We start from the raw sequence: 17,127 nt of genomic DNA on the forward strand, positions 1-17,127 counted from the left end.
ATAGCACTCAGAATGTTATTATATCTTTCACAAACAGTAAAAGACTATCTGCAAGAAAACAGACTCAACGTACACAGTAAAAAGCAAATAATTCTACCAACACCCGAGTTTTATGTGATATATACAGGAGAAGACAAAAAAGGAAACAGAACAATAAAATTAAGCGACACATACAAAGAAAAACAAGACTTGCCCCAACTTGAACTGACAATAAATATTATAGAAACATCATATCAACACAAAATAATATGGCAATACATAGAATTTTGCAGAATATTAAACGAACAAGCCAAAAAATACGGTTATACAAAAGAGATGATAGAAGAAACCATAAAAATATGCACAGACGAAGACATATTAAAAGAATATCTGTCAAAGAGAAAAAAGGAGGTAATGAGTATAATGTCAACACTATTTTCCCAAGAAGAAGTAACAAAATTCGTGATAGAAGAAGAAAGAGAAGAAGCAAAAAAAGAAGGAATGCAAAAAGAAAGAGTGGGGATAGCACAAAGGTTACTGAAACTTAATATAAGCATAGATGATATAATAAAAGCTACTGGACTTGACAAAGAAACAATAAACACACTTCTATAAAATTTTCTACAAATACAGATACATTATAATAATGATAACTATTTATAAGGTAGCATATGTGTATAGCCTTTCTCATGGTAAAACTACAGATGAAATTATATATTTCATGGATTATCAATAATTTTATTTTAATGCTATTGTGTTGCTATTTAATAGGTATTAGTATAAAAGAAGCTTAAAAAGGGATATTGCAAAATATAGCCCCTTTTCTATTGGCTATATTTTGCGACACTCCATTAATTTTAATAACTGTCTATTTAGAATATGCCATTCTTAAATTAGAAAATGACAACTTTACATTTTTAGTAGCTGTAGCTGAATTTTCTCTTACAAATATACTCTTCACCTTTAACGGATATTTTATATTATTATCTTCCAATACAACTCCTCTTAATTCTTTTTCATTTATCCAGTCTATTTTACCTGTAAAGAACACTCTGTAATCCATATCTCTTGCATCCGTAACAATCATACCGAGTATATTATCTGCTCTTTTATCGGCATTTACCTTCAAAGATAAATATGCAGGTCTGTTATTTATCATTATATTTTTCTTTCTCAAGTCAAGATATAGTTCTTTTCCATAAGATCCATCAGCAAAGCTGTAGCTTATACTGTACATTTTTTTCTTAGACTTTACATTTTCTTCAAGCATAGAGCTTATCTTACCAATATTATCCCCACTGAATGTATTAAGCATATCATCTTCAAAATTGTAGAGCAAAGTCTCATCATATATAATATCATCTTTAGTGTAGCTTGGTTGCCCTATATTTGCAGCATTATAATTTTGAGTTGTCTCTACACTCTTATTGTCTACACTATAAGGATTAATATTAGGTATACTATAATCTGTATCTACTAAGTTTGTCACTATACCGAGATTATTGAGCTCAGGTATCGATGAATTTTGTGAATTTGAAACAGTTTTTGCCCACATATATGCCGTAAAAGGATTCTGATTTGTCAAGCTAAGTACATTATTTTCCAAGTCGCTAAGCTCTTTCGGAGCATATTTATCCACAGAATCTATACAATAAAAATTCATAGATATGGTACCTGAAAGAGGTATCTCATCACTTGAGTTCAAGTTCATAGAACTTATAGAAATATATTTTTCATAGTTTCCCACCTCAATCAAATAATCCATAAGATTATCATATCCGGCTTCAAAGTCAATATCTACAGATCTGGTTGTAATATTATCTGAAGTGGAAGATTCTGCTTGCTCTTGAGAAATATTATCTTGAGATGATACATCTCCATTCCCATCACTTGTAGAAGTTTCCGTTTGCTCCTGATTAGCATTATCTTGAGGTGATACATCCGTATTTTCTCCATTTGCAGGTACTTCTGCTTGATGTTGAACAGTTGTTCCTACACCTAATTCAGACAAACCTGTCTTTACAGGCTCCATAAATTTTACGGATTTTATATCCAAATTTGCTTTTTGAGCAAAATCGTTTAATATCACTATTATATCTTCTTGATCTACATTTCCGAAATAAGATTTTGCCACTGTAAACAATTTTTTCTTAGTAGATGCTATATCACTGTCTACTGAAGTTTCAGAGCTTATCATAGCTTGTTTTTGCTCATATTCCGCCTGTTTATCTTGTTGACTTTGTTTTAATGACTGTATTTTTTCGCTCTGAGGTGTATAAACAAAACTGAAAAATAAATAGGCTACCAATACTGCTGCAAGAAGAACTAAGAGATTTTTTTCTCTACTGCTTATCTTCATCTTCTATAGCCCCCTTTGCATCAAATTTTATATTAAAATTATAATAACTCTCTTCTTTGTTCATATCAGATACAAAAATATTCTTAAATTCGTCAGTCAACCTCAAATTATGTTGGAACTGCGCTATAGCAACCTCGCTGTTCGCTCTGCCCTTAATATCAATACTGTCCTGAACTATGGATAAATCCATAAGATACAAATTGTCAGGCACTTGAGATGCTATAAGTCTTACAACAGACTCATTAACCTTGCTTTGTATATCCACAAATATCTTCAAAGAACCGAAGATAATCTCATCTTTTTTCAATGAATTAAGCTCATCTATCTTGCCTTGAACACGACCAACATCAGATACGAACTCCTCATTGTTCATCTTGGAATCAAGCTCTGATATAGACCTATTCATTGACATAATATTCATATAATTAAATCCTGCTAAAGCCAAACATATAACTGCTACACCGGCACCTACAGCTATAGGAATAATATTGCTCGAAGATGTTTTCTTTTCAGATATTTGTTGTTGATAGGGCATAAAAAAGTTAAAATCTCTCATAATATCTCCTCCTCCCTACAACCTTATAACAGCACTTATGGCATTCAAATAATCGGATAGAGTATCCTCATCGTATGATATCAAATCCACATCTTGTATAGATTTCACCTTTTCAACTGGGATATTCAGTCTTTCACTGATATATGTATCAAGGCCTTTCATAACGGAAATACCCCCATATATATATATTTTATCTATAATATTATCCACACTTCTGCTCGTATAATACTTAAACACTTTATCTATTTCAGATATCCAATTTTCAAGTATAGCTGTATTATCTGCAATCTCATCTATACTTTTAATCTCATCAATATTGCTATCGGATATTTCAAAATCCATAGTTCCATTTTTTATAAGCCTGTTAAATCTATAGATACCTTTTTCTATTATAATTACATTTATATTTTGGTATCCTATATCTATAAAAGCTATAGTGCTTTCTTTATCATCAGCACCGTTAATAAGATTATATTCAGACGACAGCTTGTCAACAGCGTTTGAATGTATATCCAAGGCATAAGGCTCCAAGCCTATGTCTACAAGTGTATTATATATAGTCCCTACTATATCCTTTGCAAGAGCCACAACAAAGAGCTCATATTTTTTAACATTATCCTCTTCAAACTCTCTTGCTATCTTGTATTGCAATACATAGCTGTTTATATCTATAGGCAGATACTGACCTATCTCATAACTTACCATCTCGGATAAGTCCTCTCCCTCTACAGCAGGTACTATGATCTCCCTCTTGATAGCATAGCTTGACTCTATCGTACATATTACCTGCTTTATCTTCACACCGTTGTCACTTAACGCTTTTTGCAGTATAGATTTCATCTCATCCGTATTTTTTATATGTCCGTTTTCATAAATGTCATCAGGCAATTTAATCTTAAAAGTCTTGTCGATTTTAAGCTTATTGTTAATTCTTTGCCCTGTTACACACTTGACATATTTAGTGCCTATATCTATAGACAGACATTTTATATCTTTTTTCTTGGCTGATACGCCCAGCTTGGCTTTAGTCAGCTTCAAATAAGCCATCCCCCTTGATAAAATAATTATTTTAAAATTTTTATATATATTACATTCAGCAATATACTTTACCTAACTTTAATTCAACAATTTTGTTTCAATAAATATTTTTGCAATATTTATAATTCTAATTTTGATATATTGATGTTATATAGTTCCATTAATAGTTGTTTCTACAATTTCTTTATTATCTTTATCTTTTATATACTTATCTCTTATAAATAATCTATATTCGGAAGAATTAGTATCAGTTTTATAAGGAGTCAATGTTATCGTATTATTCCCATCAAAATGTATTTTTATATCCCTTATATTTCGAGGATTTCTAATAACCTCTATTTTATATTCAAGATTGGTTTCACCAGTTCCTAAATCTTTCCATACTCCATTTACAAAACTTTCTTCAAACTCATCTGCAAGAGCTGTATTTCTTCCATAATTCGTAGATATGCTTATTTTATTGCCAGCAGAAGGTACTAATTTTATTTCAAGTTTTTTTTGCAAGTCCTCAGCCATACTGTTCGCGAATTGAACAGCTCCCGTATCTCCAAGGTATAAATTCCCATTATTTTTAATCTTAGTACCGTCCGGCATTTTAGACAGAGTTAACACTTTACCATCTTTTACAGCCAATGTATTAGCCGAATCCCAAGATACTCCTTTTAAGACAGCATTTGACAACAGATTAATATCTATGTTTTTAAATAAGGCATTTTCAACAGATATATTCTTATCCGTATCAAACGCTATTACACTTTTAGTCTTAGAATTACCTCGTATATAGCTTGGTGTATATCTTGAATTATTTTTTATAGATATATCTTTAACAGACTTCAATATTATCTGTCTATTCATAGTGTTGTCATCTCCCGTCAAAGTTTCCAATGCAAGTGCGGAATTATATATAGTTATAGGTTCTTCCGCCTCCAACAGGATATTTTTTGCATTAACAGATGAAAAAGGATGTAGATATATAAAGCCTTTACCTATGCCGTATGCACCCAAATACACATCATCTAATGTACTTATCTCAGAGCCTAAATTTGTATATCTCCTACTCGGATAATATATATTTTCAAATTTGAAACCTGAACTCGGTTCTTTTAGCTTAGGTACACCGGCATTCAACACAGGCTTACCTAAACGATCTATCTCTATAAATCTATACATAACAATCTGTCCGTCTGTAGTCTTTATTCTTATCGAAGCGTTATCACTTATAATTTTATTTGCAAAATGTATTGCTTTTTGTACATTCCAATCAATAGACTTACTTGTAAATATATCTTTCTCATATTTATTTTTGTAAACTTTTTGTATATCTACGTTTCCATATATTTTGCTTGTATACTTATTACTACCTTCACTAAGCGCTCTTGGAACGAACAAAGAGCTGTTTTTTATATCAGTTGCTCCGGTATCACCTATAGGTACAGAAAGAGTGTTATAATCCAAATTACCGTCTATCATGGAATAATCAAGCTGTACATCCTTATCTACTGCAAAGCCGTCGTATACCGAATTTGAATTTTTGTCTCCCCATGGAAAATTTCCCACTCTCCATTCTACACCTTGTATCAATACACTTTTAGGACTTGACACCTCGGTTCCTCTTATACCATTGCCGTCTGTCGGCTGAGCAGAAAACATAACATGTCTGTTAGTATAGTTCTTCAGATCAGGCAATTCTACGCTTGCTTCCTTGTTCAATTCAGTATCTTTTACACTTCTTATTATTTGTTCATAGTCATTAGGCCATTGTGGTTCCGCTATTCCCGGTATGGACGCATACCACTTATATATGCTCTTATAATAGTTACTTCCACTTATAGTATACTTACCGGTAACTTTAGGAGGTGTTCCTGTAATCAAAGCCACTTGTTTTGTACTGTCATTATTCACAAATATATCCACATTTTTAGCCTCTAAATTAACAGTATATTTCTCATCTGCAGCTAATGACGGTGATAGATATACGCTTGTAGATTTACCTTTATCGGATATTTTCATCTTATATAATTTCACATCTTTTCCGGATATTCTTTCAGTTGCTATAGAATCACTTCTATTTGACAATGCCGAATAATCTCCCACGGTTGTTTTCCATGTTGTAAGAGCTGAAAATTTAGGATTGTTTTTAACATTATCTACCGCTTTTTCAACTTCAGACTGATTATCAAAAGATTTCACGGTTATCTCTTTACCCCTGCTCATCATGCTCAACTGAACTGTCATAGCAGTAAGTATGGATATGAGAACCGTACTCATAATAGCAATAGCTACTATAAGCTCTATCAAAGACATTGCATTTCGTCTATTAAATTTATTAATTATCATACGGCCCCATAACATGCCACATATCCCCTTTTATTATTTCCGTTAATTCACTATATACTATATCAAGCTGTTCAGAGCTTGTCGCACTATAATATGCACTTTTTCCGTCTTTATTTAAAGGTGCATTAACCATGCTGTCATGTCCTACACAATATGAAGCTATCTCTTTTGATAATCTGTCATTTCCGGCGCCAAAACCTATAACATAGCTTTTTATACCTAACGGAGAAGTAGATATATAATCCTTTGCAATTCTTTTTACATACTTCATACCATAAATAACTGACCCACTCTTTGTCCCGTAATAATTTGAAGAATTATATAATGTTGATGTCCATTTATCTCTAAAGAAATAATAATCAGTATAATCATAAACAGTTCCAAATGACCACCATTTTTTAACATCTTCAGAATGATACATATTATTCATATCTTGAGCAGGATAACTCGAATACGGGCCACTCCTATCTCCTCTAAGAACATATCTTGTTTCAGACTGCGGTTCTCCATCTGTTAACAAAATATTATAATAATTTACCTTAGAGCCTGTCGGAATATTAGGAGATTTATTGGATAACATCTCATATGCTTTTAACAATGCTTCCCCTGTATTTGTTCCTCCACCTGCACTAAGATTTCTAAAATTAACGCCTTTTATATTTTGAAACTCAGGAAGAGATTTGTCATATCCGTCAACCCTTGTATCATAAGGTATTATACGGATATATATCTTATCTCCGGCAGATTTTAAATCCGCAATCAGCTTATTTGTCTTTTCATTTAATATTTTAATTCTGCTCGGATTAGTTGGTGTTGGTCTATGACCATTTAAATTATAGCTCATGCTGCCGGATATATCTAATGTCAACGTTATTATTGCATATGCTTCTTGTGTACCTTTTACTCTTTTGCCAGGCACTTCGTCTCTGTAAGCTATAGCTACAGCAGGGTTACCCTCATGTTCTACCACCATTGCATTTAATGCTTGCAGTTTGGTAGATATTGTCATTTTTCTCCTCAAACTGTCTTTTGTAACTCCCTCTATAACAAAATCGAGCAATTTGCTGTTTTTATTGCTCATATTTTTGTCAAAATACATATTAATATCTACATCATTTATATTATTTATAAGCACTTTTCTATTATGGTCGGCTGCTGTACCGGTTGATTTATATGTTATTACAGTCTCTCCGTCAACTATTTCTTCTTTTTCTATTACAGGAATATATTCTACTACCTGTTTTCCCGTAATATTACCTGAACTGTCCTTCACATCTTCTATGCCGAAATATCTCCAACCGGATTTTTTCGGCTTTTCAAAAGTTTCTTTTTTAAGTGTGAATACCGCCGGTGAAAACCTTATTTTTTGGTTCAGATTTTCTGATACTATCCTCATATTAGATTGCAAGTCAAACTCGTTATTTGCTATTTTATTAGTGTTTATAACAAGTGAAAACACATTATTCACAACAAGAAATCCTATCCCCATAATCGCAAGCACTACAACTATCTCTATAAGCGTAAATCCTTTTTTCTTCACCATATAAAAGCACCTCCCCCTGAACTGCTGAACAAATTATCAAAAAACATATTATACTATTTTTCATTTTAATCAGACAATAATATAATCAAACTCATCTATCATCTTGACCATCTAAAATCTCGTATTGTATCTATTATTTTATTACCTACATCATTTTTTATGACAAGTTCAAATCTTAACTCTAATTTTTCATCTTCCGATACTCCGTTTAATTTCGCTTTTGATGTAATTGTTACTATCTTATTATCTGAACCTACTACTTGTACTGCAGTAGCTTTCACATCGACTACACTCCCCGGAATATCAGAAAATTTATGACTGAAACTTCCTCCCGAAACAGTATTGTGGTTTACGAAACCTTGCATTAAATTATTTATTTTCAGATTCTCGTACATAAGCTCAATGCCTGAACGTGCCAGATAATATGCATCTCTGTTATCTTTTTGTACTTTTGCCTGCATTGTATTTGCTCTTGTAAGTACAGATATGCTTGCAGCAAATATAGTCGCAAGCACCATAACTATAATAACATATACCAAGGACACACCTTTTTTCTTTGACATATAAATCTGCCTTTCTTAAAATTTATTTTTTAAGTGTTGTAATTATAATCCAATACCAATCTCCAATAAAATAACAGAATGATTTATCATTAATACTAAATCCATTTAATACTGATATCAGTTTAACTAATTAATAGAAAATATGTATGTTTTTTTAATCTAAGTATATATGTTTTGATTAACAATAAATTCCTAAAAATAGAAATATACGTTATTCTATCAACTTTCAGTATAAATTAAAATATGCTCAAATTGTTTTGCAAACATAATCGCTAAAGTATTATATTTATAAAAATTTATTTAAATATAAACAAAACAAACTTTTTTGTTGCATTTATATTTAAATAAACATTTGATATGTTATATTTTATAAGCCTATACCTAAAATCATTTAAAATTTATATAAACTATACAGCATATAATTTTATAATTTGTAAATATCTAATGTGTTATAAGTATTGGAGTTTTAATAATATAATTATTGTATTATAAACATATTAGTGAATATATGGTTAATTGTATCAAAGCGGAGAATTATGATTCTCCGTTTTGATACAATTAGAATATTTGCTAACTGACTATTTTGTAGGTGTAAATGCTTGACCTTCTGTTAAAGTTTGTGTCTTACCTGAATAATCTCCACCTGCTTTTGTTGTCCACTTTATTACATAAAGGTCATTTTCTTTTTTAATCTTGTATTCAACACCTCCTGACGGAATTATCATATATTGTTTTTTGATTTTTCCGTCATTTCCACTAGGAGCGTCAGCATTTTCAACTTTTTGCTCAGTAGCATTTGCAACAGCAGTTCCTAACTGAGCTTCTTGCACTCTTGCTGCGGATATTATTGATGCCGCTGTAGAGCCTTCAGCTTTAACAGTAGCTTCATGTCTCATACCTGTAAATCTCGGTACAAGCACTGCCGCTAAAAGACCTAAAATAACAATTACCACGATAAGTTCGATAAGTGTAAAACCTTTCTTTTTGTTTCTCAATTGTTTTTTCATAACAATTCCTCCTAAAAAATTTAAAATATTATAATGTATATCTTAACGTCATCTCTTCATACTACACTGTACTTGCTAAATCAGATATAGGTAGCATCATAGAAACAACGATAAAACCGATAACAACTCCCATGAACAATATCAGCATGGGCTCAAGCATAGAGAGCATCTTTTGTATAGTCGCTTCAAGCTCTTCATCATAATAGTCTGCTGTCTTAGAGAGCATATCCTCTAATGAGCCTGACTCTTCGCCTATGCTTATCATGGATATTACCATAGGCGGAAAAAAATTCATACTTTTGAGTAACAGACTTATACTAAGTCCTTTTTTTATATCTTCTGTTACCTTTGTCATACCATCTATCACGACTTGATTGTCTGTAACACCGGCTGACGCCTCCATAGCCGGTACTATAGCTATACCGCTTGCCATCAGCGTGGACAATGTCCTTGTAAATCTTGATGTAGCTATATTAGTAACTGACGATCCTATTACAGGAAGTTTTAATTTTAATGTATCATACTGTTTTTTACCTGTAATAGTGGCTGTATATCTTTTAAATATAACTACTATCACTGCTATTACGGCTATAAATATATACCAATAATTTTTAATAGTTTCACTCATATTCATAAGCAATTTTGTAGGCGCAGGCAAATCTACTCCTGACGATGCAAACATATCTGTAAATGTAGGCATTACTCCTACCAACATAAAAATTATTGCCCCTACAGCAACTATGCTCAGTATAATAGGATATATCATAGCTCCTTTTATCTTGGAGTTAATCTTGTTTTCTTTTTCGTAGTGTGTAGACATTCTCTCGAGTACATTGTCGAGATTACCTGTCATTTCTCCGGCTTCCACCATAGTGATGAGTAGTACGGGAAATACTTTGGTGTGTTTTTTCATAGCTTGAGAGAGCTGTAAGCCTGTCTGCAAGTCTGAATATACTTCTTTTATCGCTTTTTTCAGAGTTTTATTCTCAGTCTGATTCCCTAAAGTATCTAAGGCTGCCGACAATGCCATACCTGCGTTGAGCATGGTGTACAACTGCTTGCAAAAGACCGCTATATCTTTAAGCTTGACCTTTTGAGCAAACAAACTTATTTCTCCGAGGTCTTTTGAGCTTTGTTCTTCCGCTTGTATTTTTATCGGAGTGAAGCCTTTTTCTCTGAGCATATGGATAAGTTCTTCTTTTGAATTAGCACTTTGAGTATATTCGACTATTCTTCCTGATGTATCCACTGCTTTATATTTAAAACTGTTTGCCAATATCTTCTCCCTCCTTAGTAGTATCCTACCTGTTTATTTATCATTTCTATATCTATTGCATATTTTCTAAGGTTTTCATCATCTATGATGCCATCTCTATAAAGTTTGATAAGTGCGGAATCCATTGTATTCATACCGTATTTTGCACCTGTTTCAAGTGATGTGATAAGCTGATGTGTCTTACCCTCTCTGATAACATTTCTTATAGCAGGTGTAGCCACGAGTATCTCGAATGCTCCTACTCTACCTTTGCCATCAGCTCTGGGTATGATTTGCTGTGATATTATACCTTCCAATACCGATGCGAGTTGTATGCGCACTTGTTGTTGCTGATATGGAGGAAATACATCTATAATACGATCCGTTGTTTTGATCGCTCCTACTGTATGTAGTGTGGACAGTACCAAGTGTCCCGTTTCGGCTGCTGTTATAGCTGTAGATATGGTCTCCAAATCTCTCATCTCTCCTACGAGTATTACATCAGGATCTTGTCTAAGTGCGGCTCTTAGGGCATTGCCAAATGAATTTGTATCGTTACCTACTTCTCTTTGGTTTATCATACTTTTGTTATGCTTATGCAGATATTCTATAGGATCTTCTATAGTTATTACATGAGCATTTCTATTGTAATTCATATGGTTTATCATGGCGGCAAGTGTAGTGGATTTACCGCTTCCTGTAGGTCCTGTGACCAATATCAGCCCTCTTTGCTTCATCGAGAGATTTTTGAGTATCGGCGGAAGATTAAGTGCATCTATAGTCGGCGCCGACATAGGTACCACTCTTAACGCTATACCGTAACTTCCTCTTTGCTTATATATATTTGATCTGAATCTGCCTACTTTTTTCTCTGAAAACGAAAAATCAAGTTCTCCTTTTTCCGTTAAAATTTCTTTTTGTTTAGGCACCAACATCTGCTCGACTATATCTTCGCAATCTTTTGGAGAAAGTACTGTATCTGTCATCTTGATAAGTTCTCCGTTTCGCCTCATCATAGGCGGCAGTCCTACCGTTATATGGACATCCGAGGCGTGTTGTTGTATTGCGTTATCCAACAGTTCTAAAATTTTCATTAAGACACCTCTTAATTTAATACTGTTATCTATTTAAAATGACATATAATTAAATTTATTTATGATATTTTTTTATATGACTTCTTATTTTACAGTTTCATAAATTGTATGTTTCTAATATTTTTAATATAATATCTTTCATTATATATCTACACTATAAGTTATTTTTATAAGTTGTTCCATTGTTGTTATACCTGACAGCACAAGCTCTTTACAAGATTCATTCAGTGTGCTGAGCCCTTTGCTTATAGCTTTGTCTTTTATCTCGTCTATACTATTGCCTTTATCAATCATATTTCTTATTTCTCTATCCATTACCATGACTTCATGTATAGCTATTCTTCCCGAATAGCCTGTACCTGAACAGGCATTGCAACCCTTACCTCTATACAAAACGGTTTTTTCATCTCTATGCAAGAATTCCATTTCTTCACTTGAGGCTTCATATGTCTCTTTACATTTAGGACAGATTCTTTTTACAAGTCTTTGTGCTATTATGCCTACTACCGAAGATGATACCATATAGCTTTCTATCCCCATATCTATAAGTCTTGATATAGTGCTTGCAGTATCATTTGTATGGAGCGTAGACAGTACAAGGTGTCCCGTAATAGCTGCTCTTGTAGCTATCTGCGCCGTTTCTGCATCTCTTATCTCTCCTACCATTACTATATCAGGGTCTTGTCTTAATATGGATCTAAGCCCCGATGCGAATGTAAGTCCTGCTTTTGTATTTACCTGTACTTGATTTACTCCATTCAGTCTATATTCTACCGGATCTTCTACGGTGATGATATTTTTATTTATTTGATTAAGTTCTTTTAGTATAGTATATAGAGTTGTAGTTTTTCCGCTTCCTGTAGGTCCTGTCAACAGTATGATTCCCTCAGGTGCTTTTATTATCTTGTCAAAAAGTTCTAAATTATGCTTTGTAAAACCAAGTTCTTCTTTGCTTACTATAATCGCATTTCTATCTAACAGTCTTATTACTATTTTTTCTCCATATACTGTCGGAAGTACGGATATTCTCATATCTATTGCACGATTCTCTATGACGGTTTCCACTCTGCCGTCTTGAGGAATACGTCTCTCGGATATATCCATCTTTCCCATTATTTTTATTCTCGTTGCAAGTGCTGAATGTGTAGATTTGGCAGGAGACATTACTTCTTTTAGCTCGCCGTCTATTCTGTATCTTATTCTTACTATTTTTTCAAAAGGTTCTATATGTATATCACTTGCTCTACTACGTACCGCTTGATTGATTATAGTATTTACAAGTATAACTATAGGTGCATTCACTACATCTTCATCTTCCAATTCTTCTACTGCCATATCTTGAACACTCGTCTGTAGTTTAAATTCTTCTACTGCTCTTTCAGCTAATTCTGTAGAATCATAGTATTCATTGATAGCTTTTTTTATGTCATTTTTAGAGCTTATTACCAGTTCTAATTCCATGCCTGTGCTGATACGAGCATCATCTATAGCTATAATATCGAGAGGATCTGACATAGCAACTACAAGCTTGCCTTTATTCATATTAATGGCTATAAGATTGTGTTTTTTTGCTAAAAACTCCGGTAGCATCTTAGGCACTTTGCGATCCACAATATATCTGTTCAAATCTATATACGGTATGCCTAACTGATACTCCAACACCCCTAAAATTTGTTCTTCAGTTAATATTTTTTCATCGATTAGAAGTTCTCCTAACTTTTTGTGTTCCTTTTTTTGAAGTATGAGTGCCTGCTCCAATTGTTCATTAGTCAGTACACCCGATTTTACTAAAATATCTCCTAATCTCATTTTTGCCTTTTGCATAAACTTGTCTCCTTGCAGTTTATTCGGATAGAAAAAACAGATCTACAGTTTATATAATAATCGATTATGCCACGCCTACGGTATAATACAATTCATATATTCTTCAGTATAAAAGCGCAACATAGTAGTATAATTTTATCTACAATTCATTATATGTATTCAATTCGATAGTATAATACTATATAATTTAAAAATGTATTATTTATATGAGATTTTTAAGGTTATATAGTATAATTATGCCATTTACTAATTAAATAGACTTATAATAAAAATGCTAACATGATTTATTATACATAGGAATTAATATAAAAAAAAGTGCTAAACATGTCAAACAAATTATCATATTTCGTACTTGACAAATTTATTTTTTTGTGATTTATATTTAAACATGTCAAAAAACTCTTTTTAATGCAACAATAAAAGCGTTTTTTCACTTTTAATTATAAAAATACAATCGCTCTTAGTCAATTAAGTTTCCATATTTGTCACTTGACAATATCAAAAATTTCCTTGTTCTTTGTAAATATTGTGTTTTATATGCTACAACATATTGTATTTTTTTATAATACTTTAAATGTACATATAATATATAGTATTAGTTATAACAAGATTCTTTAGAACTATATAGTTGTTTAATGCAAAAAAAATCTACAATATCTTTTAGCGTTAAATTTTTAAAGATATCGTAGATTTAACTAATTATATTATCACCTATATAGGCAATTTAAATTTTTAACTATTTTTTATTTTCCTTCTATACATTTCTATTTGACTTTCGTATTTATTATTCTGAGGTTTATAGTAAATTCTATCTTTCAATTCGTTAGGTAAATATTGTTGCTCAACATAGTTATTTTCATAGTTGTGCGGATATTTGTACTCTATTCCCCTGCCCAATTTTTTTGCACCGCTGTAATGTGCATCTTTTAAATGTTCTGGTATATCTCCTGTGCTTTTATTGTCAATATCTGACAATGCTTCATCTACTGCAAGTATGACGGAGTTTGATTTCGGCGAAGTAGCAAGCAATATCACCGCTTGAGCAAGGGGTATTCTCGCTTCAGGCAATCCCATGAATAGTGCACTGTCCACGCAATTTTTCACTATTGATATTGCACTTGGATGTGCCAAACCTATATCTTCGCTTGCAATAACGAGAAGCCTTCTGCATATAGGTTTTATATCTCCCGCTTTTATAGCTCTTGATAAATAGTGAAGTGCGGCATTTTCATCAGAGCCTCTTATAGATTTCTGAAATGCGCTCAAAAGGTCATAATAATTGTCTGAATTTATATCGTACGACAGTTGTTTTGATATATTAAGCGATTTAAGAATATTTTCGTCTATTATAAGCTCATTATCACCTGAATACAAATCTATTATAAGCTCTAACAAATTTATCGAGCGTCTTACATCTCCGTTTGCATATGAGCTTATGAGTTTTATCGCATTTTGAGATATATCTATTTTTTTAAAATTGTTTTTCAGCTTTTCTATACAGTGCAATATATTCTGCTCTATTTTTTCATAAGATACTTCTTTAAATTCCAATATTATAAGCCTGCTAAGAAGTGCTTTATACACATATTGGTAAGGATTTTCAGTGGTTGCAGCTATGAATGTAATTACACCGGTTTCTATATATTCGAGCAATATCTGCTGTTGTTTTTTATTAAAGTTTTGCAATTCATCTATATAAATAACAGGTTTTACACGCCTTATGTCATTTACATAAGATGATATTATTTTTTTTATCTCCTCCGTTTTTGTATGAGTCGCATTAAACATATGTATGTCCGTATTGCAATTATCTGCTATGATTTTGGCAACTGTTGTCTTGCCTACTCCAGGCGGACCGTAAAACACCATATTGGGTATGTTTTGCGTTCTTATAGCTCTGTCTATAATCATATTTTTTGATGTTATATGTTCCTGCCCGAACACGTCTTTTAGAGTACTCGGTCTTAAAGTTTCACTCAACATTGTCTTTATCATATCTCTACCTTCATATAAAAAATAAATATCAGAAATTTTTACTATAACATATGGAGATTTAGCATTAATCATCATCTATAACAGCAAACATTTTATAGTTGATGAAATTATATATTTTATGGATTATAAAATAATTTAACAGTTTTTTAACATTATATAGTAATTCTCTTACTTTTAAAATCAAGTTTTTCATCAATTTTCTCTTTATATTATAAGATACTTTACACATAACAACAAGTTTTTTTATAAATTTTAAAGTATTATCCAACTTAAATACACTCAATTTATCATTTTTATTATATGCCTATTTAATTAGATGTTAGTATAATATTATAAAAACTGAATATTATTACATTTTTATTCTTTTATAGTTTATGGAAACACAGGTTTTCATTGTTTTTTATCAATTTTTATAGTATACTGATAATTGTATTTTTTAAATTGTTATATCAATTTCAAGAATTTGAAACAAAATAATTGATTACATAAAAATTTGTATCGGTATTTGGAGGTTTATATATGAAATTATTAGAGCAAAAAATTCTATCTGAAGGACGTGTAAAAGAGGACAATATCCTCAAAGTTGACGAATTTTTAAACCATAAGCTCGACATAGCGTTTTTGAACGAAATCGGAAAAGAGTTCAAAAAAATATTTGCAGACAAAAAAATAGACAAAATACTTACAATAGAAGCGTCAGGAATAGCTATTGCTTGTATTGCTGCACAGTATTTTGACAATGTACCTGTAGTATTTGCAAAAAAAGCAAAAAGCCAAAACTTAGATGGTGATTGCTACACAAGTGTTGTAGAATCTTTCACTTACAAGAAATCTTTCACAATCACAGTTGCTGAAAAATTTTTGAAAAAAGGTGAAAAAATACTTATTATAGATGATTTTCTCGCAGAAGGTAAAGCTGTAAGAGGTTTAATAGATGTAATAAATCAGGCAGGTGCAATCATCGAAGGTGTAGGTATAGTAATTGAAAAAGGCTTCCAAACAGGAGGAAAAGACCTAAGAGCTTTAGGATTGAACGTACAATCACTATGTATAATCGAGTCTATGGAAAACGGAAAAGTGCAATTCAGAGAAGTGTAGATTTGAAAGTCATGACCACCCGTCCAACGGGTGGCTTGCTCCGGGCTATAAGCCCGTGTTACTAGGCCGGCGTCTCAAGGCGCTGGCTTTCTCTTTAGGCTATGGGAATGCTGCTTACACAGCATTCCCACAGCTCCGTTCAAGCCATATTGCTTTTGACTCGTCGCTACCCCTCAAGGGGTATTGTTACTACTTAGCTCTAACCCTTAAAAGGGTCTTCAAATTCCTTTACACTCAATTTATCCAATGCAATGTCATGTTTCTCCTGATCCTGAATGTACTTTCTTATAGTTGCTTCATTCAGCCCTACTGTACTAACATAATATCCTTCAGCCCAGAAATGACGATTCCCAAATTTATACTTTAAATTTGCGTGTTTATCAAATATCATAAGTGCACTCTTTCCTTTCAAATACCCCATAAATGATGATATACTTATCTTAGGCGGTATGCTCACCAACATATGAATATGATCTGGC

At 32.2% G+C, this 17,127-nt stretch carries 15 protein-coding genes; 2 read left to right on the forward strand and 13 right to left on the reverse strand.

Translation table 11 applies throughout. The features are described 5' to 3' along the window. Window positions 1-594: hypothetical protein (locus HMPREF9629_RS01145; protein ID WP_242821989.1), on the forward strand; the 594-nt coding region annotated here is incomplete at its 5' end. Between the two features lie 253 nt (window positions 595-847). On the opposite strand, the gene HMPREF9629_RS01150 is transcribed toward HMPREF9629_RS01145, so the two are convergent. From HMPREF9629_RS01150 to HMPREF9629_RS12390, 12 genes are all read right to left on the reverse strand, one after another. Next, a complete protein-coding gene (locus tag HMPREF9629_RS01150; protein WP_009524472.1) occupies window positions 848-2,338 on the reverse strand; it encodes a hypothetical protein in 1,491 nt (496 codons plus the stop codon). Next, window positions 2,322-2,894 (reverse strand): PilN domain-containing protein, encoded by a 573-nt coding sequence (locus tag HMPREF9629_RS01155; protein WP_009524473.1) that lies wholly within the window; start codon window positions 2,892-2,894, stop codon window positions 2,322-2,324. The genes HMPREF9629_RS01150 and HMPREF9629_RS01155 overlap by 17 nt, the downstream gene beginning before the upstream one ends. 15 nt (window positions 2,895-2,909) lie before the next feature. Then, window positions 2,910-3,932 carry a pilus assembly protein PilM gene (pilM, locus tag HMPREF9629_RS01160; protein ID WP_009524474.1) on the reverse strand — a complete coding sequence of 341 codons (1,023 nt, stop codon included), beginning with the start codon at window positions 3,930-3,932 and terminating at the stop codon, window positions 2,910-2,912. A 147-nt stretch (window positions 3,933-4,079) separates the two neighbouring features. Next, a complete protein-coding gene (locus tag HMPREF9629_RS01165; RefSeq protein WP_009524475.1) occupies window positions 4,080-6,284 on the reverse strand; it encodes a type II secretion system protein in 2,205 nt (734 codons plus the stop codon). Continuing rightward, window positions 6,259-7,812, reverse strand: coding sequence for a prepilin-type N-terminal cleavage/methylation domain-containing protein (locus HMPREF9629_RS01170; protein WP_009524476.1), 1,554 nt, complete (start codon window positions 7,810-7,812; stop codon window positions 6,259-6,261). The genes HMPREF9629_RS01165 and HMPREF9629_RS01170 overlap by 26 nt, the downstream gene beginning before the upstream one ends. A gap of 98 nt (window positions 7,813-7,910) precedes the next feature. Further along, window positions 7,911-8,375 carry a hypothetical protein gene (locus tag HMPREF9629_RS01175; RefSeq protein ID WP_009524477.1) on the reverse strand — a complete coding sequence of 155 codons (465 nt, stop codon included), beginning with the start codon at window positions 8,373-8,375 and terminating at the stop codon, window positions 7,911-7,913. A 578-nt stretch (window positions 8,376-8,953) separates the two neighbouring features. Beyond that, window positions 8,954-9,382 carry a type II secretion system protein gene (locus tag HMPREF9629_RS12385; protein WP_009524478.1) on the reverse strand — a complete coding sequence of 143 codons (429 nt, stop codon included), beginning with the start codon at window positions 9,380-9,382 and terminating at the stop codon, window positions 8,954-8,956. 61 nt (window positions 9,383-9,443) lie between these two features. Beyond that, complete coding sequence (locus HMPREF9629_RS01185; RefSeq protein ID WP_009524479.1) at window positions 9,444-10,658, reverse strand: type II secretion system F family protein; 1,215 nt, start codon at window positions 10,656-10,658, stop codon at window positions 9,444-9,446. 14 nt (window positions 10,659-10,672) lie between these two features. Then, a complete protein-coding gene (locus HMPREF9629_RS01190; RefSeq protein WP_009524480.1) occupies window positions 10,673-11,731 on the reverse strand; it encodes a type IV pilus twitching motility protein PilT in 1,059 nt (352 codons plus the stop codon). Window positions 11,732-11,872: 141 nt separating this feature from the next. Beyond that, window positions 11,873-13,555 (reverse strand): GspE/PulE family protein, encoded by a 1,683-nt coding sequence (locus tag HMPREF9629_RS01195; protein ID WP_009524481.1) that lies wholly within the window; start codon window positions 13,553-13,555, stop codon window positions 11,873-11,875. Window positions 13,556-14,287: 732 nt separating this feature from the next. Then, entirely contained in the window at window positions 14,288-15,550 is a 1,263-nt protein-coding gene (locus HMPREF9629_RS01200; protein WP_050801859.1) for a replication-associated recombination protein A, read from the reverse strand. A gap of 64 nt (window positions 15,551-15,614) precedes the next feature. Further along, entirely contained in the window at window positions 15,615-15,743 is a 129-nt protein-coding gene (locus HMPREF9629_RS12390; RefSeq protein ID WP_278224192.1) for a hypothetical protein, read from the reverse strand. A gap of 326 nt (window positions 15,744-16,069) precedes the next feature. Here HMPREF9629_RS12390 and HMPREF9629_RS01210 point away from each other — a divergent pair, with 326 nt between their 5' ends. Continuing rightward, on the forward strand, window positions 16,070-16,648 hold the full coding sequence (locus HMPREF9629_RS01210; protein ID WP_009524484.1) for a xanthine phosphoribosyltransferase: 579 nt from the start codon (window positions 16,070-16,072) through the stop codon (window positions 16,646-16,648). A 199-nt stretch (window positions 16,649-16,847) separates the two neighbouring features. Here HMPREF9629_RS01210 and tnpA read toward each other — a convergent pair. Beyond that, a partial coding sequence (gene tnpA / locus HMPREF9629_RS11360) for an IS200/IS605 family transposase (RefSeq protein WP_009524485.1) occupies window positions 16,848-17,127 on the reverse strand: 280 nt, incomplete at its 5' end.

Origin of the sequence: Peptoanaerobacter stomatis (genome assembly GCF_000238115.1) — a bacterium.
Lineage (GTDB): Bacteria > Bacillota > Clostridia > Peptostreptococcales > Filifactoraceae > Peptoanaerobacter > Peptoanaerobacter stomatis.